General features: G+C 63.7%; 20 protein-coding genes and 2 tRNA genes. 7 read left to right on the top strand and 15 right to left on the bottom strand.

The window, feature by feature from the left end; translation table 11 throughout:
* Positions 1-21 precede the first annotated feature (21 nt).
* Positions 22-108: transfer RNA gene (locus BWP39_RS08620), tRNA-Leu, on the bottom strand.
* Positions 109-276: 168 nt separating this feature from the next.
* Positions 277-363: transfer RNA gene (locus tag BWP39_RS08615), tRNA-Leu, on the bottom strand.
* A 272-nt stretch (positions 364-635) separates the two neighbouring features.
* On the opposite strand from BWP39_RS08615, the gene rnr reads away from it, so the two are divergent.
* A complete protein-coding gene (rnr, locus tag BWP39_RS08610) occupies positions 636-3,152 on the top strand; it encodes a ribonuclease R (protein ID WP_407944787.1) in 2,517 nt (838 codons plus the stop codon).
* Between the two features lie 128 nt (positions 3,153-3,280).
* Positions 3,281-4,030, top strand: a complete 750-nt coding sequence (gene rlmB / locus BWP39_RS08605) for a 23S rRNA (guanosine(2251)-2'-O)-methyltransferase RlmB (RefSeq protein WP_096718918.1) — start codon at positions 3,281-3,283, stop codon at positions 4,028-4,030.
* A gap of 98 nt (positions 4,031-4,128) precedes the next feature.
* On the opposite strand, the gene BWP39_RS08600 is transcribed toward rlmB, so the two are convergent.
* A complete protein-coding gene (locus BWP39_RS08600; protein ID WP_133116841.1) occupies positions 4,129-4,887 on the bottom strand; it encodes a hypothetical protein in 759 nt (252 codons plus the stop codon).
* A gap of 206 nt (positions 4,888-5,093) precedes the next feature.
* Between BWP39_RS08600 and rpiA the strand changes: the two genes are divergently transcribed.
* The gene (gene rpiA / locus BWP39_RS08595) at positions 5,094-5,789 is read left to right on the top strand and encodes a ribose-5-phosphate isomerase RpiA (protein ID WP_091016230.1); all 696 of its coding nucleotides are present in this window, start codon (positions 5,094-5,096) and stop codon (positions 5,787-5,789) included.
* 28 nt (positions 5,790-5,817) lie between these two features.
* Here rpiA and BWP39_RS08590 read toward each other — a convergent pair whose 3' ends face one another.
* Both BWP39_RS08590 and BWP39_RS08585 read right to left on the bottom strand, forming a co-directional pair.
* A complete protein-coding gene (locus BWP39_RS08590; RefSeq protein ID WP_157915131.1) occupies positions 5,818-6,309 on the bottom strand; it encodes a TonB family protein in 492 nt (163 codons plus the stop codon).
* Between the two features lie 183 nt (positions 6,310-6,492).
* Positions 6,493-7,737 carry a glycosyltransferase family 4 protein gene (locus BWP39_RS08585; protein WP_096718912.1) on the bottom strand — a complete coding sequence of 415 codons (1,245 nt, stop codon included), beginning with the start codon at positions 7,735-7,737 and terminating at the stop codon, positions 6,493-6,495.
* Positions 7,738-7,909: 172 nt separating this feature from the next.
* Here BWP39_RS08585 and BWP39_RS08580 point away from each other — a divergent pair, with 172 nt between their 5' ends.
* Both BWP39_RS08580 and BWP39_RS08575 read left to right on the top strand, forming a co-directional pair.
* Positions 7,910-9,151 carry a glycosyltransferase family 4 protein gene (locus tag BWP39_RS08580; RefSeq protein ID WP_456238522.1) on the top strand — a complete coding sequence of 414 codons (1,242 nt, stop codon included), beginning with the start codon at positions 7,910-7,912 and terminating at the stop codon, positions 9,149-9,151.
* 122 nt (positions 9,152-9,273) lie between these two features.
* Positions 9,274-9,708 (top strand): helix-turn-helix domain-containing protein, encoded by a 435-nt coding sequence (locus tag BWP39_RS08575; RefSeq protein WP_096719687.1) that lies wholly within the window; start codon positions 9,274-9,276, stop codon positions 9,706-9,708.
* A gap of 115 nt (positions 9,709-9,823) precedes the next feature.
* Here BWP39_RS08575 and BWP39_RS08570 read toward each other — a convergent pair whose 3' ends face one another.
* The 10 genes from BWP39_RS08570 to BWP39_RS08525 all read right to left on the bottom strand — a co-directional run bounded on the left by BWP39_RS08570 (position 9,824) and on the right by BWP39_RS08525 (position 23,659).
* Positions 9,824-12,235 carry a polysaccharide biosynthesis tyrosine autokinase gene (locus tag BWP39_RS08570; protein WP_096718910.1) on the bottom strand — a complete coding sequence of 804 codons (2,412 nt, stop codon included), beginning with the start codon at positions 12,233-12,235 and terminating at the stop codon, positions 9,824-9,826.
* A 26-nt stretch (positions 12,236-12,261) separates the two neighbouring features.
* On the bottom strand, positions 12,262-13,473 hold the full coding sequence (locus BWP39_RS08565; RefSeq protein ID WP_096718908.1) for a polysaccharide biosynthesis/export family protein: 1,212 nt from the start codon (positions 13,471-13,473) through the stop codon (positions 12,262-12,264).
* A gap of 38 nt (positions 13,474-13,511) precedes the next feature.
* Complete coding sequence (locus tag BWP39_RS08560) at positions 13,512-14,444, bottom strand: glycosyltransferase family 2 protein (protein ID WP_096718906.1); 933 nt, start codon at positions 14,442-14,444, stop codon at positions 13,512-13,514.
* Between the two features lie 28 nt (positions 14,445-14,472).
* On the bottom strand, positions 14,473-15,858 hold the full coding sequence (locus BWP39_RS08555; RefSeq protein ID WP_096718904.1) for an undecaprenyl-phosphate glucose phosphotransferase: 1,386 nt from the start codon (positions 15,856-15,858) through the stop codon (positions 14,473-14,475).
* A gap of 87 nt (positions 15,859-15,945) precedes the next feature.
* Positions 15,946-16,680: a Crp/Fnr family transcriptional regulator gene (locus BWP39_RS08550; protein WP_091016245.1), complete on the bottom strand. Its 735-nt coding sequence runs from the start codon at positions 16,678-16,680 to the stop codon at positions 15,946-15,948.
* Positions 16,681-17,292: 612 nt separating this feature from the next.
* Positions 17,293-19,794 carry a glycosyl hydrolase 2 galactose-binding domain-containing protein gene (locus BWP39_RS08545; RefSeq protein WP_235851406.1) on the bottom strand — a complete coding sequence of 834 codons (2,502 nt, stop codon included), beginning with the start codon at positions 19,792-19,794 and terminating at the stop codon, positions 17,293-17,295.
* A 203-nt stretch (positions 19,795-19,997) separates the two neighbouring features.
* A complete protein-coding gene (locus BWP39_RS08540; protein ID WP_096718902.1) occupies positions 19,998-21,089 on the bottom strand; it encodes a DUF1839 family protein in 1,092 nt (363 codons plus the stop codon).
* Entirely contained in the window at positions 21,086-22,132 is a 1,047-nt protein-coding gene (locus tag BWP39_RS08535) for an amino acid--[acyl-carrier-protein] ligase (RefSeq protein ID WP_096718900.1), read from the bottom strand. Before BWP39_RS08535 ends, BWP39_RS08540 begins: the two co-directional genes overlap by 4 nt.
* 1 nt (position 22,133) lies before the next feature.
* Complete coding sequence (locus BWP39_RS08530) at positions 22,134-23,411, bottom strand: acyl-CoA dehydrogenase family protein (protein ID WP_096718898.1); 1,278 nt, start codon at positions 23,409-23,411, stop codon at positions 22,134-22,136.
* Positions 23,408-23,659, bottom strand: coding sequence for an acyl carrier protein (locus BWP39_RS08525; protein ID WP_091016250.1), 252 nt, complete (start codon positions 23,657-23,659; stop codon positions 23,408-23,410). Before BWP39_RS08525 ends, BWP39_RS08530 begins: the two co-directional genes overlap by 4 nt.
* A 276-nt stretch (positions 23,660-23,935) precedes the next feature.
* On the opposite strand from BWP39_RS08525, the gene BWP39_RS08520 reads away from it, so the two are divergent.
* Positions 23,936-24,469 (top strand): GNAT family N-acetyltransferase, encoded by a 534-nt coding sequence (locus BWP39_RS08520; RefSeq protein ID WP_096718896.1) that lies wholly within the window; start codon positions 23,936-23,938, stop codon positions 24,467-24,469.
* A gap of 64 nt (positions 24,470-24,533) precedes the next feature.
* A complete protein-coding gene (locus tag BWP39_RS08515) occupies positions 24,534-26,084 on the top strand; it encodes a hypothetical protein (RefSeq protein ID WP_133116840.1) in 1,551 nt (516 codons plus the stop codon).
* Positions 26,085-26,087 lie beyond the last annotated feature (3 nt).

Raw genomic sequence — 26,087 nt, 5'->3', positions numbered from 1 at the left:
ACTGATCTGAATCTATTTCGCTGGTGCCCAGGAGAGGACTCGAACCTCCACGGTGTTGCCACCGCTAGGACCTGAACCTAGTGCGTCTACCAATTCCGCCACCTGGGCATCCTTCAGGCCAAGCCGTAATTTTAGCGGGATGATGCATTGTGTCAATTGGAAGTTGAAAGCGTCCAACGCAACTCAACACATCTGCCGCACGCGACGAAGTCAAAACCCGAATTCAAAAACAAAACCGCAAACAGAAAAGCCGCCCGAAGGCGGCTTTCCGATGTCTGGTGCCCAAGAGAGGACTCGAACCTCCACAGTGTTGCCACCGCTAGGACCTGAACCTAGTGCGTCTACCAATTTCGCCACCTGGGCAGGTGTCTGTCTTTGCCGTGTTACTCAGTCAGTCGTGTTGCTTGTGACCAGCAGCAAAGAACGCAATTATAACCGTCGGGCGAACGCTGTCAAGCGTTTCGAACACGACTCAAGGTGTCGTCCGGCTCCGCCGGTTGCCACAACGACTACCGCCGCGTGGCGCGGAATACGGGTGTTAGAATGCCTCGCAGAAGTCTTTGGGTCGGCGCGCGGGCGCCTTGGGCCCACCTCCGGGCGAGCCGGTTCGGTTGAGCGCTGTAACGAGCCGCGTCATCTCGCCACGACGTTCACGCAACGAGAACAAGATCATCGACAAGCCCTTGAGCAAATATCCGTACCCGATTCCGAGCCGCGAAGAAATCCTCGGCGTGCTGCGCACGAGCGAAACACCGCTTGCCGCGAACGACATCGCCGAAGCGCTGTCGATCAAGCGCCAGGAGCGCGAAGGATTTTTCAAGCGCCTCGGCGCCATGGAGCGCGACGGCCAGATCCGGCTCGACCAGCGCGGTCATTACCAGCTAACCCATCCGTCCAACTTCGTCGCCGGCCGCGTGCAGGGGCATCGTGACGGTTACGGTTTCCTCGTGCGCGACGACGGCCAGGACGATCTGTTCCTGCCCACCGGCGAAATGCAGAAGGTCATGCATAACGATCGCGTGCTCGCACGCATCGTCGGCTACGACCGGCGCGGGCGGCCCGAAGGCCATATCGTCGAGGTCACCGACCGCGCGAACCGTCGCGTGATCGGCCGTCTGCTGAGCGAGAACGGCGCCTTGATCGTCGCGCCGGAAGACAAGCGCATCGGCCACGACATCCTCGTCACGCAGAACACGAAGAAGGCGAAGGTCGGGCAGGTGGTGGTGGTCGAGCTGACCGATTTCCCAAGCCGTCATTCGCAGCCGCTCGGCCGCGTGGTCGAGGTGCTCGGCGATATCGACGACCCCGGCATGGAGATCGAGATCGCGGTGCGCAAGTATGGTGTGCCGCACGAATTCGATCGCGCCGCACTCGACGAAGCCGCCAAGCTCCCCGACGAAGTCCGCCCCTCAGACCTGCGCCATCGCGTCGATCTGCGTGACGTGCCGCTCGTCACGATCGACGGCGAAGACGCACGCGATTTCGACGACGCCGTGTACTGCGAGCCTGTCACGGTCGGACGCGGCGAGGGCTTCCGCCTGATCGTTGCCATCGCCGACGTGTCGCACTACGTGCGGCCCTTGGGCGGCCTCGATGCCGATGCCATCGAGCGCAGCACGTCCGTGTATTTCCCGCGCCGCGTGATTCCGATGCTGCCCGAGAAGCTGTCGAATGGGCTCTGCTCGCTGAATCCGCACGTCGATCGTTGCGTGCTGGTCTGCGACATGATCATCACCGAGCGTGGCGAGATCAAGGGTTACCAGTTCTATCCGGGCGTGATGCATTCGGCCGCGCGGCTCACCTATACCGAGGTGGCCGCCGTCCTGAAGAACACGAAGGGTCCCGAGGCGACAAAGCGCGCCGCGCTGCTGCCGCAGCTGCAGAACCTGCACGGTGTCTACAAGTCGCTGTTCGCCGCGCGCCAGAAGCGCGGCGCCATCGACTTCGATACGACCGAGACCTACATCGTCTGCAATGCGCAGGGCAAGATCGAGCAGATCGTGCCGCGCACGCGCAACGACGCGCACAAGCTGATCGAAGAATGCATGCTGGCCGCGAACGTCTGCGCGGCCGACTTCATGAAGCGCAACAAGCACCCCGGTCTGTATCGCATCCACGCAGGACCGACCGCTGAACGGCTCGAAAACCTGCGCACGTTCCTGCGCGGCATGGGGCTGGCGCTCGGCGGCGGCGAGTCGCCGCATGCAAGCGATTACGCGGCGCTGATGGCACATATCCGCGACCGCCCTGACGCGCAGATGCTGCAGACGATGCTGCTGCGCTCGATGCAGCAGGCCGTCTACAGCCCCGACAACATCGGCCACTTCGGGCTGGCTTACGAGGCGTACGCGCACTTCACGAGCCCGATTCGCCGCTACCCCGATCTGCTGACGCACCGCGCGATCTACGCGATCCTGCAAGGCAAGAAGTACAACCCGGAAGCACCGGAAGGCGTCGTGCTGAACACGGCGCTGTCGCCGCGTGCCCGCGCGATGCAGCAGGCTGACGACGAGAAGCGCGGCAGCCGCCGTCGCGAGAACACGGCGATCTGGGAAGAACTCGGTCTGCATTGTTCGGCCAACGAGCGGCGCGCCGACGAAGCCTCACGCGATGTCGAAGCCTGGCTCAAGTGCTACTTCATGCGCGACAAGCTCGGCGAGGAATACGGCGGGATGGTGAGCGGCGTGACCTCGTTCGGCATTTTCGTGCAGCTCGATGCGCTCTTTATCGAAGGGCTCGTGCATGTCACCGAACTCGGCTCCGATTACTTCCAGTACGACGAGATCAAGAACGAACTGCGCGGCGAGCGCACGGGCATTCGTTACCGGTTGTCCGATCGCGTGCGCGTGCAGGTGAGCCGCGTCGATCTCGACGCACGCAAGATCGATTTCCGGCTCGTCCGCGACACGCCGGTCAAGCCGCAGGCAAGCCGCGTGGGACATGCGGAGAAAGCGGTGCTCGAATCGGGTGGTGGGGCGCGTGTGCGTTCGTTGCCGCCGGTTGAAGGGGCGCGTCGCAAGAAGCCCGCACCCGCACAAACGGCCGAGGTGAAAGAAGCACGTGCCGCACGCGGGGCCGCGAAGAAGCGCGGCGTTGCGCAGAAGTCCGCACCGAAGTCGGCGCCGAAGCCGCAGACGCGCAAGAAGCGCTGAGGTTGTTTTCAGTTTCACCGCGCGCAGCCGGTATTCGTACCGCGCTGCGCGCGTTGTGCATTTTTCAGCAGGTTTTTTACCAGAACTAGAAGCGCATCGTCGATCGCTTAATCAAAGGTTGTTCAGTCATGTCACGTCTCAAGGTTCTATACGGTTTCCATGCAGTGACCGCGCGTCTGCGGCACGACGCGTCGACGGTCGAAGAGGTCTATTACGACGCGACGCGGCGCGATCGCCGCATGCAGGAGTTTCTGAATGTGGCGAAGGAGGCGGGCGTCCGTCTGATCGCCGCCGATGAAACGCGTCTGTGGGGGCTCTCGCATACCGAGCGCCATCAAGGCATCGTCGCGCGCGCCGGCGATCTGCCGCTCGCGCAGAATCTCGCGGAACTGCTCGACAGTATCAATGGGACGGCGTTGCTGCTGGTGCTCGACGGCGTGACCGATCCGCACAATCTCGGCGCGTGTCTGCGCGTCGCGGATGCGGCCGGTGCACATGCGGTGATCGCGCCGCGCGATCGCGCCGTCGGACTCAATGCGACCGCTGCGAAAGTCGCGAGCGGCGCTGCGGACACGGTGCCATACATCACGGTGACCAATCTCGCGCGTGCCTTGCGTGAACTGAAGGACGCGGGCGTGTGGGTGATCGGTACGGCCGGCGAGGCAACCAAGAGCCTCTACCAGACCAAACTCGATGGACCGGTCGCGCTCGTGGTCGGCGCCGAAGGCGAGGGGATGCGGCGTCTGACAGGCGAAACCTGCGACGAAGTCATGCAGATTCCGATGGCGGGAAGCGTGGAGAGTCTGAATGTGTCGGTGGCGAGTGGGGTGTGTCTGTTTGAGGCGGTCAGGCAGCGGGCGGTGAAGCCCAAGGTCTGACGGATCGGCCACCTACGTTCGCGCCAGAGCGGCAACAGTGCGATGGGCCTGCCCGAAAAATCCAGGCAGGCTGCACCGCACTCTTATTACCTCGCGTCCTACTTTTTAGTCACATCGAACAGATAACCGGTCTTGCGGTCGCTCGTCGTCAGCATCCCTCTGAGCGACCGATCGGTGCTGTTGAAGTACGCCATACCGCTCAACGACTGCCCGGCGAGTGCACAGTCAGCACCGGCGAACGTCGCCGTGACGTTGTACACGTTGCCGCGTGCCCGGGTCGCCACCGTCCCGGTAGACGAGCACAGCACGCCGGAGAAATTCGCCGCGCCGCCTCCTGCCAGCGTCAAACTCACCGGCGCAAGACTGCCTCCTTGCCCGAAGCTCGCCACAAAGAACCCCGAGTACGATCCAGCGATCGACGTGAGCGTCGGCGCTTTCTCATAGTCGGCATCGTAATTCCCGGTGAAGGTCGCGCTTCCTGTGCCGTTCGTGTACGCGATCGTGCCGTTCAGCGACTTCTTCTGTGTGTACGACGCGCTGACGTTACCGGGCACGATACCCAGCCCTTCCAGGTTGAAGTCGCGCGCATTGTCCGACGAGAACGATCCGCTCTTCGACGTGCCGCTGCCCACCACGACGCCGCCAGGCATTTCGTTGTGGCCGGACACCGAGTACATGACGTAGTACGAGCCGTCATCGAGTACGAACGCATCGATTTGCCGGTTGTTCGAGGTGGTCCCGTGATACATCCCTTCGGCGCTGGTTGCAGGAGCAGGGCTGCTGTTATCGCCACCGCCACCGCCGCCGCATGCCGTGAGCGCAACGGCTATCCCCAGTGTGGTTACTGCTGTTTTCATGCTTCCCTCGTTATAGGAATGTAATTGCCGCGTAATCTCGGCGGAAGCATGTTAGCCGTGGCGAGCGATTCCCGTGAAGAGGAGCAGGTCTAATTTAGTTTTAAATTTTCGCCAGGTCGTTAAATGGCCAGCGGTGGCACGCTCGAAATCCGGCGACGAGCCGCGACTCCGGTAAACTCGATGCTTTTCCGCCTCCCGCTCTCTCCATGACTCAAGACGAACTCAAGCAACTGGTCGGCCGCGCCGCCGCCGACTACGTCAACGCCAACGTGCCCGAAGGCGCCATCATCGGTGTCGGTACCGGGTCGACCGCGAACTGCTTTATCGATGCGCTCGCCGCTAGCCGCCCGCGTTATCGCGGCGCGGTGTCCAGTTCGGTCGCGACGACGGCGCGTCTGCAGTCGCATGGTTTCAAGGTGTTCGATCTGAACGAGATCGATTCGCTGCCGGTCTACGTCGACGGTGCCGACGAAATCGATGCGAGCGGCGCGATGATCAAAGGCGGTGGCGGTGCGTTGACACGCGAGAAAATCGTCGCGTCGGTGGCCGATGTGTTCGTCTGCATTGCGGACGCGTCCAAGCGCGTGGCCGTGCTCGGCCAGTTTCCGCTGCCGGTCGAAGTCGTGCCGATGGCACGTACCGCCATCGGTCGGCGCGTCACGGCGCTCGGTGGCGTGCCGGTGGTGCGCGTCAAGCAGGACGGCACGCCGTTCATCACCGACAACGGCAACGAGATCATCGATGTGAAGGGTTTGCAGATCCACGATCCGCGCGCGCTCGAAGCGCAGATCAACGCATGGCCCGGTGTCGTGACGGTGGGTCTATTCGCGGCGCGCGGCGCCAATCTGTGTCTGATCGGTGCCGAACACGGCGTCGAGACGATCGAATACGGCCAGCGTTAAGCGTATTCGCGGGTGCCTGCAACGGACGCTAGTTGCAGGACGTCGCACTGCCGACCGTCGTGCAGTGATGCTCGGACCAGCGGCTCACTGCGGACAATCCCTCCCGCGGACGCGATCCGAAACGCAGGTCGATACGCGATACCGGTGCGCCGGTCGGCGCATGCGGCAAAGGAGACGCGGCAGCGATCGCCTGCGCGGCCAGCGTGTCCCATGCAGCGTCGCCGGTACTGTGCAGCAACTGCGCCGACACGACGCTTCCATCCGGCGCAAAGCGTACCGATACGATCGACTCCGGATACCCGTCACGATCCTTCGCGGCAACTTGCAGATTGCGGCCGATCAGGCAGCCGGTATAACGCGACCACTGCGGGCGACTGAGCTGGTCGAGCGAGTCGGGTGCGGGTTGACCTGTCTGGCTTAGGCCCTCGCGGCATAACCGCGCGATGGTCGCGCTGTCGGGCACGCTCGGTCCATCGTTTGCGCAGGCGGCCAGCATGACTAGCCCGAACGCCAATATCATTCCCCTCAACGCGTGCTGTTTCATTGTCGTTCTCATCGCCGGTTGATCGATGAGGCGATTATAGGCGCTGGATTGACAGGTGTAGCGTGGGCGGGGTGCAGAGCCGGATGGGCCGCCTATGCGCGGTGTGCGCTTATTGCGCCGCACGCGTAGCGCGTGCGGATGCACAACTCCGTCGTATCGTCAGTGCACGGTATCCGCGATCGCGGCGATCATTTTCCGCACGTAGGTGCCAAGCGAAAAATCGCGCTGCGCATCGACCTGCGCCTTGTCGGCGAGACGTTGTGCAAGATGCGGTGACGCACGCAACGTCCGCATCGCTCCGGCAAGCGCCTCGACATTGCCGGGTTCGACGAGCCAGCCGTTGCGCAGGTGTCGCACGATCTCGATGACGCCGCCCGCCGCGGTGGCGATGACCGGTCGCCCAGCCGCCATCCCTTCGACGATCACGCGACCGAACGGCTCCGCATCCGTCGACGTATGCAGCACAACGTCCATCGCTTTCATCCATGCCGCCATGTCGTCGCGAAAGCCCATAAAGTGCACGCGCTCGCTTACGCCGAACTGTGCTGCTAGTTCATGTAGATGCCGGACATAGTCATTCTCGCCGAACAGCGCCGCGCCAACTAACACGAGGTGCGCATCCGGCACACGGGCGAGCGCAGCGATCGCGACATGCTGGCCTTTCCACGGCGCAAGCCGGCTAAAGAGTCCCGCGAGCCACGCGTGTTCGGGTAGCCCGAGGCGCTGGCGCAACGCGACGAGATCGTCGGCATTCAATCGACCCGCTACATTGAACGCATCGGTGTCGATGCCGTTGTGCACGACCGGCGGCAGATCGGCGACGCGTCCGGTGAGCAAAGCAAGCGATTGCGCGGACGCATGCGAATTCGCGACCACACGATCGACCGCCAACCGCACGAGCCACTTCACCACTAGCCGTTGCACGAACCCGAAATGCTCGGGCGACATGATGTCGTGCAGATGCCAGATCACGGGCCGCCGATGCAGCGGCTTGCCGAGCGCGCCGATCACGAGCGCCTTCTGCGTATTCAGAAACAGCACGTCGAAGCGTTTCGCCTCGGCTGCGACCGCATGTACCTGACGCACGATGCCGGGCAATGCACGCAACCACCCGAGCCGCAGCGACTGCCTGCTAATACCCGACACACGCGCATTGCCGATGACTTCAACAGTTACGCCGAGTGTTTCGAGCCGCGTGAGAAACGGGCCATCCGACAGCAGCACCACCTTGCCGCGCGCTGCACACACTTCCGCGAGCGGCAACATCGAAAACTCTGCACCACCGAGTTGACCGCTTTGATCCACAAATAACACCGACGGTGCGTCGGTGTCGTCGCGAACGGATGCGTCGCGATCGGCGGCACGGGCGAGTGGAAACGGCGAAGCGATGCGAGGACTGTTCATCGTTAGATAAATTTAGCCAATGAGAAAAGCGAGAGAGACAGACGAGTGCCGGATCGTTCGACAAATCGGCCCACCCAGGCGACCAGTGAGTCCTCATTATTCGCGCGTTGTCTCATGCGCAGTGTGGCCGCGCGCACGCACGGCCACAGACGTGCCCCGTACACTCGGTTGCGTGGCGAGGGGTTTGTCCGTGCGCCGTCCTACAGGTACCGAGATGATGAGAGTGGCGATCGTGCATGACTGGCTCGTGGCGCCCGGCGGTGCGGAGAAAGTGCTGGAGCAGATCATCCAGTGCTTTCCCGACGCCGATCTGTTCAGCCTGGTCGATTTTCTCGAGGACCGGACACCGGTGCGCGGCAAACCGGTCACGACGTCGTTTATCCAGCGTCTACCGTTTGCACGGCGCCGCTATCGCGGCTACTTACCGCTGATGCCGCTTGCCATCGAGCAGTTCGATCTGTCGAGCTACGACCTGATCATCACGAGTTCGTATGCGGTGGCGAAGGGCGTGCTGGTCGGCCCCGATCAAACGCACGTGAGTTACGTGCACTCGCCGATGCGCTACGCGTGGGACCTGCAGCATCAATATTTGCGCGAAGCGCACCTGATACGCGGACCGCGTTCGTGGGCGACCCGCGCGCTGCTGCATTATCTGCGCGGCTGGGATGCGCGTTCGGCGAACGGTGTCGATTGCCTGATCGCGAATTCGCATTTCGTCGCGCGGCGGATGCTCAAGACATATCGCCGCAACGCCGTGGTGATCGCGCCGCCCGTCGACGTGCACAACTTCGAATTGTGCGAGCAGAAAGACGATTTCTATCTGACCGCCTCGCGGATGGTGCCGTACAAGCGCATGGATCTCATCGTCGAGGCATTCACCGCGATGCCGCAGCGCAAGCTGGTCGTGATCGGTGATGGCCCGCAGATGGCCGAGCTGCGCGCGAAGGCCGGCCCGAATGTGCAGATACTCGGTTATCAGCCATTTGCGGTGCTGAAGGACCATATGCAGCGTGCGCAGGCATTCGTGTTTGCCGCCGAAGAGGACTTCGGCATCGCAGTCGTCGAGGCGCAAGCCTGCGGCACACCGGTCATCGCTTACGGCAAGGGCGGGGCGCTTGAGACCGTTGTGCCGCTCGGCGAAGCGCAACCGACCGGTGTGCATTTCGCGCAGCAGAGCGTCTCCGCAGTACTCGATGCCGTCGATCGTTTCGAGCGTCACCGTGCGGCGATTTCACCGGCTGCGTGCCGTGCGAATGCCGAGCGGTTTTCGGCCGCGACATTCCGGCGCGCGTTCATGGTCGAAGTGACGCGCACCATCGCGGCCGCGGGTGCCCGAGAGCGCAACAGTGCATCGCGGCCCGCGGACCTCGCGTGGCCACGCGATTCCGCACCGGGGAGCATGTGGGGCCGGTGAGCGCGGGCACCGAAAGCAGGTTCATTAATCAAGTAATCTAGACCAACAGACAGCCGTCATTCGTTCGTGGGGAGACTCAAGTGGACTGCAGGCGGCGCGTGGACGAGGACGAATCGACGCATATGAATGCCGATCGCATTGCGGGACCTGCGGGACCGCTTTCCGCCATCATCGAAGCCTGGGCCGCATTGCAGGCCCAGGTGCCGTTAAAAGCCGTGCGCAGCGAGACAGACTTCCAGAGGATGACGCGGCTCGCAAGCGAACTGAATGATCATCTGCAAGGCGACGCACAGCATCCGCTTGCGGATCTGCTTGGCGTCGTCACCGATCTCGTGGGTGTGTGGGGCACGCGACACGTCGTGGAACTACCGGAAGCCGCGCCGCGCGACGTGCTGCGTCATCTGCTCGAGACGCACAAGCTGCGGCAGAAGGACCTGTCCGACATCGCTTCACCGACCGTGATCAGCGACATCCTGGCGGGCCGGCGCGCGATCAGCAAGAACGTTGCGAAGGCGCTCGCTGTGCGTTTTCACACGGACGTGGCGCGGTTTCTGTAACTGCGCGGTCCATCAGAGCAGCAGCATAGCCAACCACAGAAAATGAATTCGCCGGCAGTACACGCCTGAAAGCGTGTGCTACCGGCGTTCGTTCGATGCGTGCCTGAACTGAAAACTAGCCAGGCCTATTCGTGCCGAGCGGATCGCTTGCCGTGTACGTATAAGCGTACGCATAGTCGTACGTGCCGTAGCGCCCACCGCTTTTCAGCGGCACGGCATTCATCACGCCACCAATCAAACGCGCCCGTGCGCGTCGCAACTTCTTCAGCGATTCGTCGATATTGCGTTCGCTGTGCGCGCCGGCGCGCATCACGAGCACGGTCGATCCGGCGATGTGCGCAATGATCGTCGCGTCGGCGACCGCGAGCAACGGTGGCGTATCGATCATCACGATGTCGAACTGCTGCTCGAGACGTTGCAGGATCTCGCCGAAGCGCGCCGAGGTCAGAATCTCCGATGGATTCGGCGGATAGGCGCCGGCCGCGATGAAGTGCAATCCCTCCACACCGGTCGGGCGCGCGACCACATCGAAATCGGCCTGACCGGTCAGCAGTTCGGTGAGGCCGCCGTGCGGCGAGCGACCGAGATACTGCGCGAGCCGGCCGCGTCGCAGGTCGGCGTCGATCAGCAGCACACGCTTGCCCGATTCTGCGAGCAGCACGGCGAGGTTCGCGCACAGAAAACTCTTGCCGTCCGACGGCGCAGGGCTCGTGATCGCGACGATGCGGTTCGGTGCGTCGATCAACCCGAACTGCAAGGTCGCGCGCAAGCCGCGCAGACCTTCCACCGAAATATCGAATGGCCGGGTCGTCGCGAGCAGCGAACGGGTCGGCGGTTTCGCACGCGGCACGACGGTTTGCGTGCCGGTTTTCACGCGCGTCGGCGCGTGCGGTGCGGCGGACGTCGCGCGCGGGCGTATCAACCGCGCGAAGCTGCCGGGTAGCGCCGGTAGCCCGACGCCGGCGCCGGCGCGTCGCGCGGCGACGCCCGGCAACGCAGGACGTGCGCTTGCCGAGAGCCGGTCGCTATGCGCCTGCTCCGCGCTGAACGGAATCGACCCGAAGATTGGCATCTGAAAGCGCCGCTCGACGAATTCCGGATCGGTGACGCCGGTAAAGAACGTGCGTCGGCAGAACGCGAACAGAATGCCCGCGATCACACCGAGCACCGTCCCCGCCGAGATAATCAGCGCTGCTTTGGGCCGCACCGGCGCGGCTGGCAGCAACGCTTCGTCGATGATGTGCACGTTGCCGATCGTCCCGGCCCGCGAGATCGACAGTTCCTGGGTTTTGTTGAGCAGCGCGACGTAGATTTCTTCGGCGACTTTCGCGTTACGCTGTAACGCGACCGCGTCGCGTTCGGAACTGGGCAGCGTCTTGAAGTGATCCTCGAAGCGGTCTTTTTCACCGGTCATCGCGGCGAGTTGCGCATCGACGGTTTTCACTTCGGGACTTTCGGCGGTGAAGCGTTGTAGCAACTGCGCACGCGTAATGCGCAGCGCCGCGATCTGCTTCTCGTAGTCGAGCCCACCCGACAGATACACCGAGGCTTCCTGGGTCGGCTGGAACGACCCGACGCGCGCCTGGTACTCAGACAATGCAGTTTCGGCGTGATGCACTTCGTCGCGCAGGCGCGGCAGTTCGCTGTTAAGGAACGACAGCATGCGGCTCGCTTCTTCCTGCGCACGTTCGGTGCGTTGCTGCAGATACGACGCGGTGATTGCATTCGCAATCGCGGTGATCGCGTGCGGATCGGTGCCCATGTACGACAGCTGCACGACGCCCGTGTCGCGACCTTTCTCGGCCACCTGCAAACCGGACGACAGACGCGCCACTGCGTCGAGCGGGTTATAGCGCGTGATGAAGAACTCGGTGCCGGGCCGCGCGATCAGCGTGCTGACGCGCATCGTGATGCCGCTGCCGCTGGCTGTGACGCCCACAATGCCGGTCACGAGCGACTGGCCGTACGGATCGAGCAGCATGTAACGCCCATCGCCGAGTGCACGCAGGACGAGCTGCGCCCCTTCGAGCGGCTTGGGCACGCTGATCGAATCGAGCGAGAGCTGTTCACCACCCCATGCGTAAGCGTGCATACCAAACAGCGCGGGCAACGGATGGCCCGGCTGCGCGAAGAGGGCGGTGAGCTTGCCGAGCAGCGGCATCGTATGCGGCCACGCAGCGATGTTCAGCTTGAACTGCTCGACGACGGGCTCGACCACCGCACGGCTCTTGATGATCTCGATCTCGGCGTCGGTGTGCATCGCCCCCGCCGACGGCACGAGCGCAGCCAGCGCCTGGCTGGCCGAATTCGTGCTGGTGCCGGTCTGCGATTCGACCTGGATCAGCGCGTCGGCGGAATAGATCGGCGTGGCGATCTTCGTATAGATCACCGACGCGACGATGACGCACGCCGCGATGCCGATCACCCAGCCGATCTGATCGAGAATCAGCCGCAGCAGATCGCGCGTTACGGCGTCTTCGTCGTTGCCCGAAGCAGGGGAGTGCTCGAGCATGTCATAGGTACTCATTGTGTTACTCCGTCCGGTAGGGTGACTTAGCGGCCCAGCTCTCGGGTATAGAAAAGCGTTTGCAGCGTCGGCGAGATCTGGTCGAGCGCACGGTTAAAGCGCGCGGAACTCGCAACCTGCACGTACACGACATCCTTCGCCTGCAATTCGAATTTGGTCATCAGCATCAGCGCGTCGACCTGGGTCATGTCGAGGCGATAGACGTCGGGGTTGAGCGTCTTGTCGGCGCCGCGAATTACGTAGACGTAGCGTGGATCGCCCGTTTTCGGATCGAGGCTGCCCGCGCCGGTCATCGCGTCGGCGAGCGTGAGACGGCCGCGATTCATCGGTAACGAGGTGGGTTTCATCACTTCGCCGAGCACGAAGATGCGGCTGTTCGAGCGGTCCGGCACATCGATGATGTCGCCGTCCTGTAGCAGCACGTTCTGTTGCGTGTCGCCTGTCTCGAGCAGGGCGGCGACGTCCACCGTATAGCGCCTGCCGTCGCGCGTAACGCCGACGTTCTGCAAATCGGCGTCCGGCAGTGCACCGCCCGCGCGATTGATCGAATCGAGCACGGTGAGCGGCGCATCGCTGATCGATTCGAGCGTCGGGTTGCGCAGGTTGCCGGTGACCTGCACGGTCTGGCTGTTGTAGCCCGACACGCGCACGTCGATCTGCGGCGCGCGGATCGTGCGGGCAAGCGAACGCGCCAGCATCTCCTGAACCTGCTGCGCGGTCCTGCCGGTCACGCGCAGTCGCCCCACACGCGGAAAGAAGATCGTGCCGTTGTTCGCGACACGCACGGTCAATCCGCCTTCCGCAGCACCGTTTCCTGGCGTCGTCGCACCAGGCCCGGTCGTGCCGCTCGCGCCCGCGCTCGCCGTGCCGTTCACGCCCGCGCTCTGTCCGACCGCCGGCAGCGGCGGCAGCGTGACCGCATTGGCGAAGCCGGAGCCGGTCAGCTCCGGATGGTCCCAGACGATGATCGACAGCTGGTCGCCGATACCGACGCGGTACTCGTACTGCCTGCGCGTCTGCTGCGTGAGACACGTGAGCGGACAGATAGCCGGCTTGTACGCCGCACGTTCCGCCCGAAAATAACCGACGTCGATTGGCCGCACGACGTAGCGTGCCGCGCTGCGCTGCGGGATCGCCGTCGTGTCGAGCCGGTCGTTGTCGAGATACGGTCCTGGTGCCAGCGAGCATGCGCCAAGCGATACGCTCGCAAGCATGCCGGCAAGTATTTTGATGTTCATGTCGTAATCCCCCGCGTGAGCCTCCACGCTGTCTGTTTCTAGCGGATTGCCTCCTGCCAGGCTCCGCGCATTGCCTGCAAGCCGACCCACCATTTGCGCAGTGCAAGCCCCGGTCCGTCGCCGCGAATGGCTAGCGACAGGGCTCGCGCGAGTCCAGGATCGGCCCGGTTGCCGATCAATGCGGAGTACGCGACGAACGCCCATCTGCCTGGCGGCGACAGGTGTTCGCACATGATGAGACGGAGGTTGAACGACGCGTTGTAGAACGCGGCGTCATTGAACGTGTAGCGCTGGTCTTCATCGACGCGCGGCGCCGGGTAGTGCTCGACAAGCAGCGTCGGGTCGTACACGAGGGTCCAGCCGCGCCGCAGGATGTCGAGACTGAAGGCCATTTCGCAGTGCACCTGCGCGCCGCTGCCGCGCAGGCGCGGATCGAAGCGCAGCGTGCCGATCGCTTCGCGGCGAAACGCCATGTTGACGCCCTTCAGTACGTGCACTTCGCGTGGTGCGCCATGGCCGATGTGGTGGTTGCCGATCGCGCGTCCATACCAGCGCACGAGGCCGACCACGGGCTGTTGCCCCTGCAGGATGCCGTTGTGCTCATGGACGATGTCGCGGCCGCCTAGACCACCGAGCGCGTGGTCCGCTTCGAAAGCGAGTGCGATGCGCTCGATCCAGTCGGCGTGCGGCGCGGCATCGTCGTCGGTGAAGCAGACGAGGTCGCCGGTCGCGGCATCGATGCCGTGGTTGTAGGCGGCCACCACGCCCGGTCGCTGCACGAGCGCGACGACGAGGCGCGCATCGGGCCGCGTCGCAGTGCGTGCACGCAACCACTCGATCGTCGCGCGGTCTTCGTCGCGCGCGATCACGATCACTTCGTCCGCACGCCGGCGCTGTGCATCGAGTGCTTCGATGCAGCGCGCGAGGTCGGCGGTGCGCCGGTAGGTCGGCACGATCACGGACACTTTCACGATCGGATCCCCGAAATGCTGGCGTGGTTCAGTAGGCGTTGCGGCTGACGAAACCCTTGAAGATCGTGATGAGCACGATCCGCATGTCGAAGCCGAACGACCAGTTGTGGATATAGAACAGGTCGAACTTCACGCGCGTTTCCATCTTCTCGACTTTCGTCGTCGCGCCGCGATAGCCGTTCACCTGGGCCCAGCCGGTAATGCCGGGCTTGATGCGATAGCGGTGCATGTAGCCGTACACCTGGTCCTTGTACAGATCGTCGTGTTCGAGCGCGTGCGGACGCGGACCGACCACCGACATCTGACCGAGCAGCACGTTGACGAACTGCGGCAACTCGTCGAGGCTTGTGCGGCGCAGGAACGCACCGAGCTTCGTCACGCGCGCGTCGTGACGCGAGGCCTGAGTCAGTTGTCCGTGCGCTTCGCGATGCAAGCTCATCGAGCGGAACTTGTAGATGCGAAACGGCCGCCCATCGACACCCTTGCGCACCTGCGTGAAAAACACCGGCCCACGCGAGCTCGCCTTGATCGCCACCGCGAGCACCGCGAACAACGGCGCGAGCAGCATCAGCGCGACGAAAGCAAACAGCCGGTCGAAGATCAGCTTCGGCCACATCTGCACCGGCGACACCGGTGGCGCCGTGAGGTTGATAGTCGGCAGACCGAGTACGTCGACGAGCGAATGATTGAACAGCGACAGGCTGCGCACGTCCGGCATGAAACGAAGATTGACGAAGTCGTGGCGAAACGCGCGCGTGAAGCGATAGATCGTGTGCTCTTCGGAGAGCGGCAACGCGAGCCAGACTTCGTTGATGCCATCGCTGCGCACTTTTTCCGCGAACGCATCGATATCGGTCAGCACCGCGAGGCTGCCCATGCGCGCTGCTGGAGAATGGGCGGTTTCCGCACTCGTGTCGAATATGCAGACGGGTTTGAAACCCGCTTGTGGCGCGTTTTTCAGGTGCACGAGCAGCGTGCGGGCGAAACCCGGGGCGCCGACGATCGCCACTGTCCGGTAGTTCATGCCGCGGCGCCGCGCCACTCTCAACAGCAGATGCGCAATCAGCTTGGTCACGACAATTAGTGCGCCGGAAATCAAGGTCGCGTAACCAAACCACAACCGCGACAGCGCATCCATCCTATGCAGCGTGAACACCAGCACGAGTCCCGCTGCGACCACCACGAGCCATGCGCTGGCGACGCGCGCGAGCATCGACGGTAGCGGCTTGCCGCGCCAGGTGTCGTACACGCCGAAGCCCGGAAACAGCAGCAGCGTGAACACGCAGTTGAAGGCGATCAGCAGCTTCTCCTCGTCGGAGAGTTCAATCGGCGTGGCAAAGCGTAGCCAGTGAGCGATCAGCGCGCCGGCGATGACGAACAGGGCGTCGAGGCAACGCGCAGTGTTGCGGAACATGATGGGTCTCTACGTTGGGTTACCGTGGCAGCGGTCGGGATGCCCGCGGAGGTGTCCGCGGCACAGCGCTGTTTAGTTCACCGCGGTTCAGTTCACCGTTTCCGACTGGTGCAAACGCGGCAGCAACCGGTCGAACTCGCGCTTCACGAGCCCGTAGCATTCGCACGCACGCGCTTCGAGACCCTTGCGATCGAGCACCTTGATGTGACCGCGGCTGTGATGGATCAGGCCTTCGTCGTGGAGCTTGCCGGCCGCTTCGGTGATGCCTTCGCGACGCACGCCGAGCATGTCGGCGATCAGTTGCTGCGTGACTGTCAATTCGTTCGACGCGACACGGTCGATCTCGATCAGCAGCCACCGGCACAGTTGCTTGTTCAGCGAGTGATGGCGGTTGCATGCGGCAGTTTGTGCGACCTGGGTGAGCAGGGCGTGCATGTAGAGCAGCATCAGACGACGCAGGAAATCGGAGCTGGCGAACTGCTGCTTGAGCACCTGGGCGCTCATCCGGTACGCGAAGCCCGAGCATTGCACCTGCACGCGGTTCGGCATGGTTTCGCCGCCGGTCAATACCGGCACGCCCGTCATGCCTTCTCGGCCGACTGCGGCGATCTCGACGGAGCCGCCGTCTTCCATCGTCGACAGCATCGAGATGATGGCGGTGGTGGGGAAGTAGACGTGGTGGATGCGTTGTCCCGAATCGCAGAGCAGCTGTTCGGTACGCAGATGAACCAGTTCCAGGTGGGGGGCCAGTGCCTGCCACTCATACGAAGGCAGTGCACCTAGCAAATGATTGCCGTGCAGGTCTGATTGAAGCATCAACATGATCGGTCCTCGCAAAGAGCCGCCTTTGAACGGCTCCGTTCCTAACCCCCGGTTACCGCATCCGTTTGCATATGCCGCCTGGCAAGCGGCGATGGATTGCAGTACCGGCCTCGTATTGCTCTGTTTGTATGTCTTTGCGTTTATGTCGCGGAAGACCACATAGCGAGGACTGTGCCAAAGGGGCTGGAAGTCAATACTGGTGCGGTGCAGCGAAAGATCCGATGTTTCGATACGCGGCAAATCGTGCGTTTTTGTTTCAAATCTGTACAACAGGTCAGGATTCGCGCGGCACCCGAAAAGCGTTTTTTTCTTCGATGCAAGTCCTTGATCGGATTGGATAAGGACCGTTTAACACGATGCATTCCAGATGGCAGTTGACGTTTGAAGCACCTTCGCAGACTGGCCTGGCAATGCTGCGTCGATAACGCGGAAATGATTCAGATGTGTTCAACGGTCTGCGTGTGTTGTCGAACAGAAGGCATTTTGCGAAGCGCGCGCGAGATGTTCGACGCGGCATGACGACATGTGTGCGCACGCGTGCGAGCCCCACGGCGCGGACCTCTACGCATATTGCGAAGAACAGTGGGAGGTAACGGAATGCAGCGGCGTGGGTCAGCGATAGAAAATAGTTGCGTGCGCATTGATCGCGCGCACTTCGCCTTCAGGTGCCGGAGTTGTATCGTTCGCGTTCAGCGGATCGCGCGCGATGAGGGGAATGGCGAGCGGCCGATGCGGAGCGAGATGAAACCAGTCTCGCATCGCGCGATAGTTCTGATCGGCAATGTGCACGAAACGCGAGAAACGGCGTGCTTCGACGATCAGTTGCCAGCCCGACACAGTGCGTTCGGGACGTGCTGTCAGGCCCAGATCGTGACGCTCGTGGACCTGCCGGTCGGGCAGATGAAACGCTTCGGACCAGACCTCGCCGGTGTTCGCGTCGCGCAGCGTCACGATAGTGACATCGTGCGCGCGCGGGCCGAAGCGATACGCATAGGTGAAGTCGAAGAACTGTCCGACGCAGGTCGCGGCTTCGATGCGTTGTCGGCTGTGGGGTGCCAGTTCTACTGCGCAACTGCCTGATGCGACCTGTACCGCACCGTCGCGCAGGCAGACCAGATCCAGTTGTCCGTGCAACGTTTTCGCAGTGTCGTTGATGACGTGCAGATCAAGGCCGTTGAGGCCCTCGTCGGTGATCACTACCTGGACAGGCTTTAGTACGGCAGCGAGCGCGTGCCACGCGCTTTTGGGCCGCCCCAGCGCATCCACGAGGCCCCAGCCGGCCCCGGCTCGCAGGTCCTGAAACTGCCAGACCAGCGCACCGCCACACGACGAATGCGTGCTGCGCCATTCGGCGAAGGTGTCTGTCATGAGTTCGGCTACGACCGCACGCGACAGATCCAGATAACGTGATGGATCCGCATAGCGCAACTGCGCCGGATCGACACCGTAGAGCGTGCGCAGGTAGTAATCGCGGACGTCGTCGAAATCCCAGCCCGCGCCAGGATCGCGCGGCACGGCCGCTTTCCAGCGCGGATCGTGAACGTGAATCGTGCCGGTTGCATCGTGCAGCGTCGCATCGTCGGGGACGTTGGCGAACGCGAGGCACTCCGCCGCGAAGCGCACATTCGCGCGCCGTACGTCTTCAAGCGGGCGCTGATAAGCCCCGACGCCGTAGTAGTGCGTGATGCCGGTGCGCGTCGAGAACGGCCAGATGCCGCCGCTCGGGGAATGCGCGACATAGGGCACATCGGGCCGCTCTCCGGCGACGATGGCGGGCAGCTGCTCGGTGAACCACGGCTGGGTTCGCAGCGCCGGCGGCAGACCGAACATCGCTGCCTGCTGCTCGATCTCGCTGCCGCCGCAAAGCACCGCAAGCGATGCGAAGCGGCGTGTGCGGGCAAGAAACTGTGTGGCCTCGCGCGTGATCGAGGTGATGAAATCCGCATCGGTCGGATAGTCGAAATTGGCGAACGCGAAGTCCTGCCAGACGAGGATGCCGTAGGTATCGGCGAGCGCGTAGAACGCGTCGGACTCGTAGACCATCGTGCCACCGATACGCAGCATGTTCATGCCCGCATCGCGCGCCAGTGCGAAGGCATGTGTCAGTTGTGTTTCCGTGCCCGCTAGTGTCGCGAGGTCGGCGCTCGTCCAGCACGCACCGCGGCAGAATACGGGCGTGCCGTTGATGCGCAACGCAAAACCGGCGCCGTCGCCGCCGTGATTGACTTCCAGTGTGCGGAAACCAACCCGGCCCAGTTCGCAGGCGCTGCCGTCGAGTTCGAGTGTGACCGCGTGTAGAGCCGGTGTGCCATGCGTATGCGGCCACCAGCGCGGCGCGTGCGGCACGCGCAGGGTGCCGGTGAGCGTTCGCGCGTCGCGCCATGCGAGCGGTGCGCGTGCGTCGCTGCAGGCGAGCGACGCTGGGTGGGTGTCGTCCTGCGGTTGCACGAACGTCAACGTCAGATGTACGAGGCCGTCGTCGCCGTCGACTTCGGTACGTAGATCGACGGCATCGAAAGCGCTGGGCGTACCGCCGAGCAGTTCGACGGGCCGCCACGGGCCGACCGCCTGCAGTGGCGGGCACCAGCCGGGCATATGGCCGAGCAGCGTCGTGCGGACGTTGCGCAACGTCGCGGGCGATGCCAGACGTGGTCGCCAGCGTGCACGCGTGCGGCGCGCCGCGAGCGCAGGCGCGAGTGAACGGAAGCAGAGCGCGAGCGTGACGGTTCCGTGCAGCTCGATGTCGAGATCGTGCGCGATGAACATCGAGTCCGATTCGAGGCGCTTTTCGCCATCGAGCCACACTTCCGCGAGCGTTGCGAGGCCATGCAGCCGTAAACGCCGCGGGCCGTCGCCGGTGAGCTGCAGGCGATACCAGTGGTCGTCGAACGCGAACGGCGGCGGGCGGTCGGGATCGAGCCGGCCGGCCGCGCGCCATGCCGCTGCGACGGTACCTGGGACGATCGCATCGAGCCAGCCGCTCTTCGGCCATTGTGTCGGCGAAGCATAGGCTCCGGCTGGCGTGCTCAGGCATTGCCAGCCTTCGTCGAGGCGCAGCGGCCAGAAGGGGTTCAACGCAGCGTCTGTACGCTCCGCACGCGCTGCTGTCGGCATCGCGTTGGCGACTGCGGTCGCATTCGTCGTGATCCAGGCAAGCACACCGACAGCGGCATCTGCAATCACATCGGCGGTTACCGCGGCAGTTGCGCCGGCAATCACGTCGGCAGTCGCATCCGCAATCACATCGGCGGTTACCGTGGCAGTTGCGCCGGCAATCGCACCGACGCCCGCCCCGTCAACCCCAGACACCCGTGCAGTCACAGCACCAGCGCGGCAAGCGGCGTGATCGTGTCGTCGTAGGCCGCTTCGAGCACGTCGAAGCAATCGTCGCACCGATCGCGCCGGCCGCGCGCAATCGCGCGTACGAGACGGAACTGCATCACCATCGCCTCGGAGGCGATCGTCTGCGCGGCCGCCGGAATCGAGGCGGGGATATTGAAGCCCTGCGCATTGAGCCACAACAGATACTTCGACAGAAACTCGAAGTTCGCCCCGAGCTGCCGCATCAGATTGAACGAGTACGGATGAAAGTACGCTTCACCGCGCGCCAGCAGCCTGTCGAGATGCGCGGGAAACGCGGCGCGCCACTGTGTGACCGGATTGCGCAGCGGCCGGCGCGCGAGATGCGCACACAGCAACTCCGCCGATGCATCCGCGAGCGCGGTACCTTCCAGCGCCGGTCTTGCCTGTTTTGCGAACTCGACATACGGGAACAGCAGATCCGGCTGATGCGCGAACTGCGGCAGCTTGCGAAACACGCCGTCGTAGTCCTCGCCATCGAGGCGGTGATAGCCGGTATTGTGGAAATAGCCGAGCCGGCGCGCGTCCGGGTCGATGAAATCGACGCCGATCGTCGTCTTCGGATGTTCGCGCCGGTACGACGTCGCACGCGTATTCGGCAGATAGTAGCCATCGACTTCGACGAGCACCGTGTGGTTGCGCTGCGTCTGCGCGAGCACGCGGTCTTCGAGCGAGTCGTAGATGGCGAGTTCCTGCACCTGGGTGCCGTACAACCGGTCGAGGTCTTCGAGCGGAAATTTGAAGAACGTGAACTGATCGCCTTCGAAGTCCTGCGTCACGGTAAAAGCGAATGCCGCGCGCGGATCGAGCCCGAAGCCGTGCAGCAGTTCGATCCACAGATCGACGTAGCAGTTGGTTTCCTGCCAGACGCGATCGCCCTGGTGGAGCGCGTGCGGTGCGTGCTGGCGCGGCTGCGTGGGCATTGGCGGCACGAGCGGCATGACGAGCCCCGCGACACCCGCCGTATGGCCGCCAGCCGCACCAGATGAACCGATAATCGGCGCCGACTCCGCTTCGCCGTTCCAGACAGTCGTGAGCGGCGGGTTCATCGCGCGGCTCCGCGTCCGCGTGCCTGCTGCGCAAGCCCTTCGGCAACACGTGCATACGTATCGCCCCACAGCAGCGCACGCACATCGTCGGGCCATGCGTTGACATCGAGCCCGTGATGCCGGAACAACGCGAGCGTGATGCGCTCCATGCCGAAGCCGACGCAGCCCGTGTGCGCCACCGAGCCATCCGCACATTCGATCTTCCAGATCGCGCCGAAGTGGTCCATGTGATAGTTGAACGACAGGCAGGCGGTCTTGCTGTCCGCATTCGCAACGGGGATCAGCAGTTCGAACTTGAGCGCCTGGGCGCGCTGGCTGTCGGCGATGATCTTGCCGCCGCGGCCGAAGAACGGATCGTTGGCCAGATCGACGTCGACCGGCAGGTCGAGCAGTGTGACGAGCAGCGAACCGCGCTCGATCCACATCTCGCGGAACGCCATCACCTGGTCGGGTGTGCCGAGGCGCACGTATTCGCGCTGGCGGAACATCTGCATGCGAGCGGGATCGAGCGACGGTTCGTGGCGGAAGCAGTACGACAGCACATCGATCGTGCGGCCGTCGGCGGGTAGCGGTCCGCGTCGCGCCATCACCGGGTAGATCGGATAGCACGCGGCGGGTGTCAGCACGACGCGCGTCGGCTTCTGCTGGGCCATCCATTCGTCGCTGCGGTCGTCGTCGCGTTCCGCGATTGCATCGTCGAGGCAGCGCAGCAGCCGCTGGTGCCCCATGTCGTTGCCGCAGAACGAATGAATCGTCCCCGCGAGGTTGGGGAAGCTCTTCAGGTACTCGCTGTCTTCGAAATCGGTGCGACGCATCGCCGGTGGAAAGCGCAGCACCTCAGGCGTCTGGTCGGCGCCGAGATGCGTGATCGCGACGTTCAGGCGGTCGACGACGTCTTCGAATACCTGGCTGCGTCCGTACAGGCCGTTTTCGCCGGTATCGATCAGCAGGCCCTGGGCGAGTAGTGCGTCGCGAAAGGTCGGGGCAGCGGTGTCCCCGTCGGGAACGGCCGCGAGTGCGGCCATGTCGGTCATCGTGTTCATCTCAGGCTCTCCCCGAAGCGGTCGGACGCTGCGCCAGCAGCAGGCTCGCCGTGTTCTGTGCAATGCGGTCGTTGTTGATCATCAGCGGCGCCGAGTACAGGTCGCGCAGGTGGCGCCCGACGCTGTACTCCGACCCGTTCTTGTAACCCGCCATGCCGCAGATCATCAGCACTTCCTGCACGACCTGCAGCGCCGTCGACGAAATGCTGGTTTTCAGCGTGTTCATATCGGATGCAAAGCCGAGCAGGGCAGACAGCGGTGCGTCGGCGCGGTTGCCGCCGTGTCTCGCCTGATGGGCGGCACGCGCAGCGTCGAGCGACACCGACAGACGCGCCTGCATCATCTGCAGCAATCCGACTGCTTCGGCGAGTCGCCGGCCCGAGGGCGGCACGGCGCCAGGTTTCCCGCGTGCCTGCGCGCGAAAGAATGCCTTCGCGCGATTCACGGCGTCGCTGGCGATGCCGGTCCAGACCGCCGCCCACAGCGTGTGCGACACGGGCAGCATGGTCTGGTCGGCGATATCGGCGAACGGTACGGACAGAATCTGTTCGACCGCACCGCTCGCGACGAGGCGAAAGCCTTCGCTGCAGGTGCCGCGCATGCCCATCGAATCCCAGCCGCCGCGCCGCTCCAGTTGCGTGTCGGCGCGTAGCGCGACGATCAGCACCTGGTCCGCAGCGGGCGATTCCGCTGTGCGACGCGCCGTAACGAGAATGCCGTCCGCGTGCGCGCCGTAGGAGATGGTCGGTGCGAGCTTCTCGATGCGAAAACGGCCCGCGTCGATTTCGACCGCACACGCACTGGTGCGCATATTGCCGCCGATGGTTTCCTCGGAAGTCGCCGATGCGAGCAGCCACTGATGCTCGACCAGCTGCGCAAGCAGCGCGCGTTGCCACACTGAATCGCTGCCATGGGCCTCGATACACGCGACCTGGATCTGGTGCATCGCATACACCATGGCCGTCGACGCGCAGGCCTGGGCCAGCGTTTCGCAGATCGCGGCGATATCGGCAAGCGATAGTCCGGCACCGCCTGCTTCAACCGGCACGAACGCGGACAACAAACGCTCGCGACGCAGCGCGTCGAATGCTTCGACCGGAAAGCGTGCTTCACGATCGACCGCATCGGCGTGTTGTGCGGCCACTGTGGCCACGCGTTGCGCAGCCGCGCGCCAGGCCGGTTCGGATTCGACGGCAGCGAGGGCGACTGGCGTTGCCACCTGCAACGCCGTTGGGTCAGGCGCCGAGGCGGCGGCGCCGTGCAGCAGCGGCGCGTTCATGCTGCCGCCTTTGCCTGCTGCAATTCGCCGACCGCGGCCGCGAGCGAATCGATACTCGAAAAGAGTCGCCGGGTCAGCATCCGGTCCGGGATCTCGATACCGAACTCATCTTCGATCGCGAGCATCAGATGCACCGTCGCCAGCGACGAGAGTCCCGCCGCATAGAGATCGGCGTCGTCGGCCAGCGTATCGGGCGGCACATCGAGTCGTGCCGATTCGGAAAGAATGCGTCGTAATGCGTTTTTCATGAAATGTTGCCCCCTTTATTGGTCATGTCTTCGGAGTTGGCCCCGCCACCTCTGTCTGCTACCTGCTGTCCCGTCTCTGTCGCCTCGGTTCTGTTCGCGCATTCTGGGGCGCACCTGTCTGCAGTGCGCCTCGCTTGACCGTATTTAACGAATTGCCATGCACCAGCGTCAGTGCGATGCCGCACGGAAATACGCGGGTTGGCGACGTAACGTGTCGCCATGGGAACGGGCCATGCCCGTCGAATGAATCGCTGGGGGCGCCTGGGGGAAGTGGCAATGAACTGGAAAACGCTGGAGTTCGAAGCGCTCACTGCGCGGGAGATGTATCTGATCCTGCGAGCACGCAGTGCGGTGTTCGTGGTCGAACAGTCGCATGTGTGCCTCGATGCGGACGGTCACGACGACACCGCGCTGCACGTCTTCGCCACCGAAGACATGTCGCGGCCGATGCCGGTGCTCGCGTATGCGCGCATCAAGCCAGGCGACGCCGAAGATCCTGAGGCGACGATCGACAAGGTACTGACGAGCCCCGCGCGGCGTGGCGACGGCACGGCGGAAATTCTGATCGAGCGGGCGTTGCATGCGATCGCCGAGCGCTGGCCCGGATGGGTCGCGCGCGTCTCCGCTCCGGTTGGGTTGCGTGGTTTTTACGAGCAGTTCGGTTTTCGCAAGAGCGAGGGGCCGTTTCTCGAGCACGGTGTGCCGTTTATCGGGCTCACGCGACCGGCGCGTGGTGTGCCGCCGCGCTTGCGTGGCCCGCGTCGTGAGCGCGATGGTCTCGTGCTCGTCAATACGTTCGAACTGCTGTGACGGTGCGCGCCGATCGTGGGGAGGCACGCCGTCCGGGCGCGCCGCAGACGGAGTGCTGCCGCCGATGAATACACCCTCTACATGGCTGGGTGCATCGGCTGCGCCGCTTGTGACACCTTCTGGTGTTGCCGGCCGCGGTGAACCCGCACCCACAACCGCGCGGCGAGCAAGAGCGGGATCGGGAGCAACCGCACCGCGCGGCATGCGCTACCCGCTACCTTTGCCACTCGCCTTCTTCGGCATCACGCTGCTACTGATCCTCGCCCATCAGGGCCGCGCGATCGAGCTGTTCTACCCGTGCGGTGCGTTCCTGATCGCCGTGTATTTCTATCGACGCTCACCCGCGCATCATCTCGGGTTCGTCTGCTGGCTGTTCTTTCTCTCGCCGGAAGTACGGCGTCTCGCGGATTTCATGAACGGGTCGTTCAATCCGCAGAGCTTCGTGATGGTCGCACCGATGCTCGCCGTCGCGCTATGCGGTTTCTCGCTGCTCAGGCATGTGCATGTGCTGGGCCAGCGTCGCGCCGCACCGATCGTGCTGATCGTGCTTGCACTGTTCTATGCGTACATCGTCGGTATGGTGCGGGCCGGTCCCGCGGCCGCGACGTTCACGCTCGTCAACTGGCTGCTGCCGGTGCTGATCGCGTTTCGGCTCGTGGTGACGTGGCGCGACTATCCGCTCTATCGGCGGGTGCTGCTCAGCACGTTCACGTACGGCGGTCTCTTTATGGGCGCCTATGGTGTGCTCGAATATATATCGCCATTGCCGTGGGACGCGTTCTGGCTGATCGCGTCGCAGATGGAGTCGGAAGGGCGCCCGGTGCCGTTCGCGATGCGCGTGAGCAGCACGATGAATTCGTCGGGTGTCTTTGCGATGACGATGATGTCCGTCTTGCTCATGCTGCTGGGCGCGCCCGGCAAGATGAAGATGGCGACCGGCCTCGTGGCGATTCCCGCGCTGCTGTTCACGTCGGTGCGCGGCGCGTGGGGGGGCTTCGTGATCGGCCTGATTTATCCGCTTGCGATGCTCGACGGTCGCAGCCGACTGCGGATGATCGGCGGGTTGCTCGGTTTCGCATTGCTCTGCGCGCCGATCGCGATGATCGGCGATGTGTCGGACAGCATCGTGCAGCGTTTCGATACCGTGCAGAACCTCGGCAAGGATGACAGCTACCAGGCGCGCGCCGAGTTCTATCATAACTTTCTCGCGGTGGCGCTCACCGATATCGCCGGTCAGGGGCTCGGTACGACCGGTCTCGGCACCAAGCTCTCCGACGATTCATCGCAACAGAACCTCGTATTCGATAGCGGCCTGATGGAAGTGCCGTTCGTGATGGGCTGGCCGGGCACGTTGCTGTATACGACCGGCATTTTCATGCTGATCTGGCGCGCAGTCCGCGCGAGCCTGTCACGCTCGCACGACCGCTTTGCGATTTCGGGTGTTGGGCTCGCACTGGCGATCTTCGCGATGATGATCCTTGTCAACACGCTGATTGCGCTGCCGGGCATGTTGTTTTTTATCGGAGTCACGATGCCGGTAATCGGTCTGCGCCATGCGCGCGAAACGCGTGCGGTGCAACAGCGAACGCTGCGCGCAGCCGGAGCAACGCGATGAGCG

Origin of the sequence: Paraburkholderia acidicola, assembly GCF_002362315.1 — a bacterium.
Lineage (GTDB): Bacteria > Pseudomonadota > Gammaproteobacteria > Burkholderiales > Burkholderiaceae > Paraburkholderia > Paraburkholderia acidicola.
This window is presented reverse-complemented; position numbering and strand designations above follow the sequence as displayed.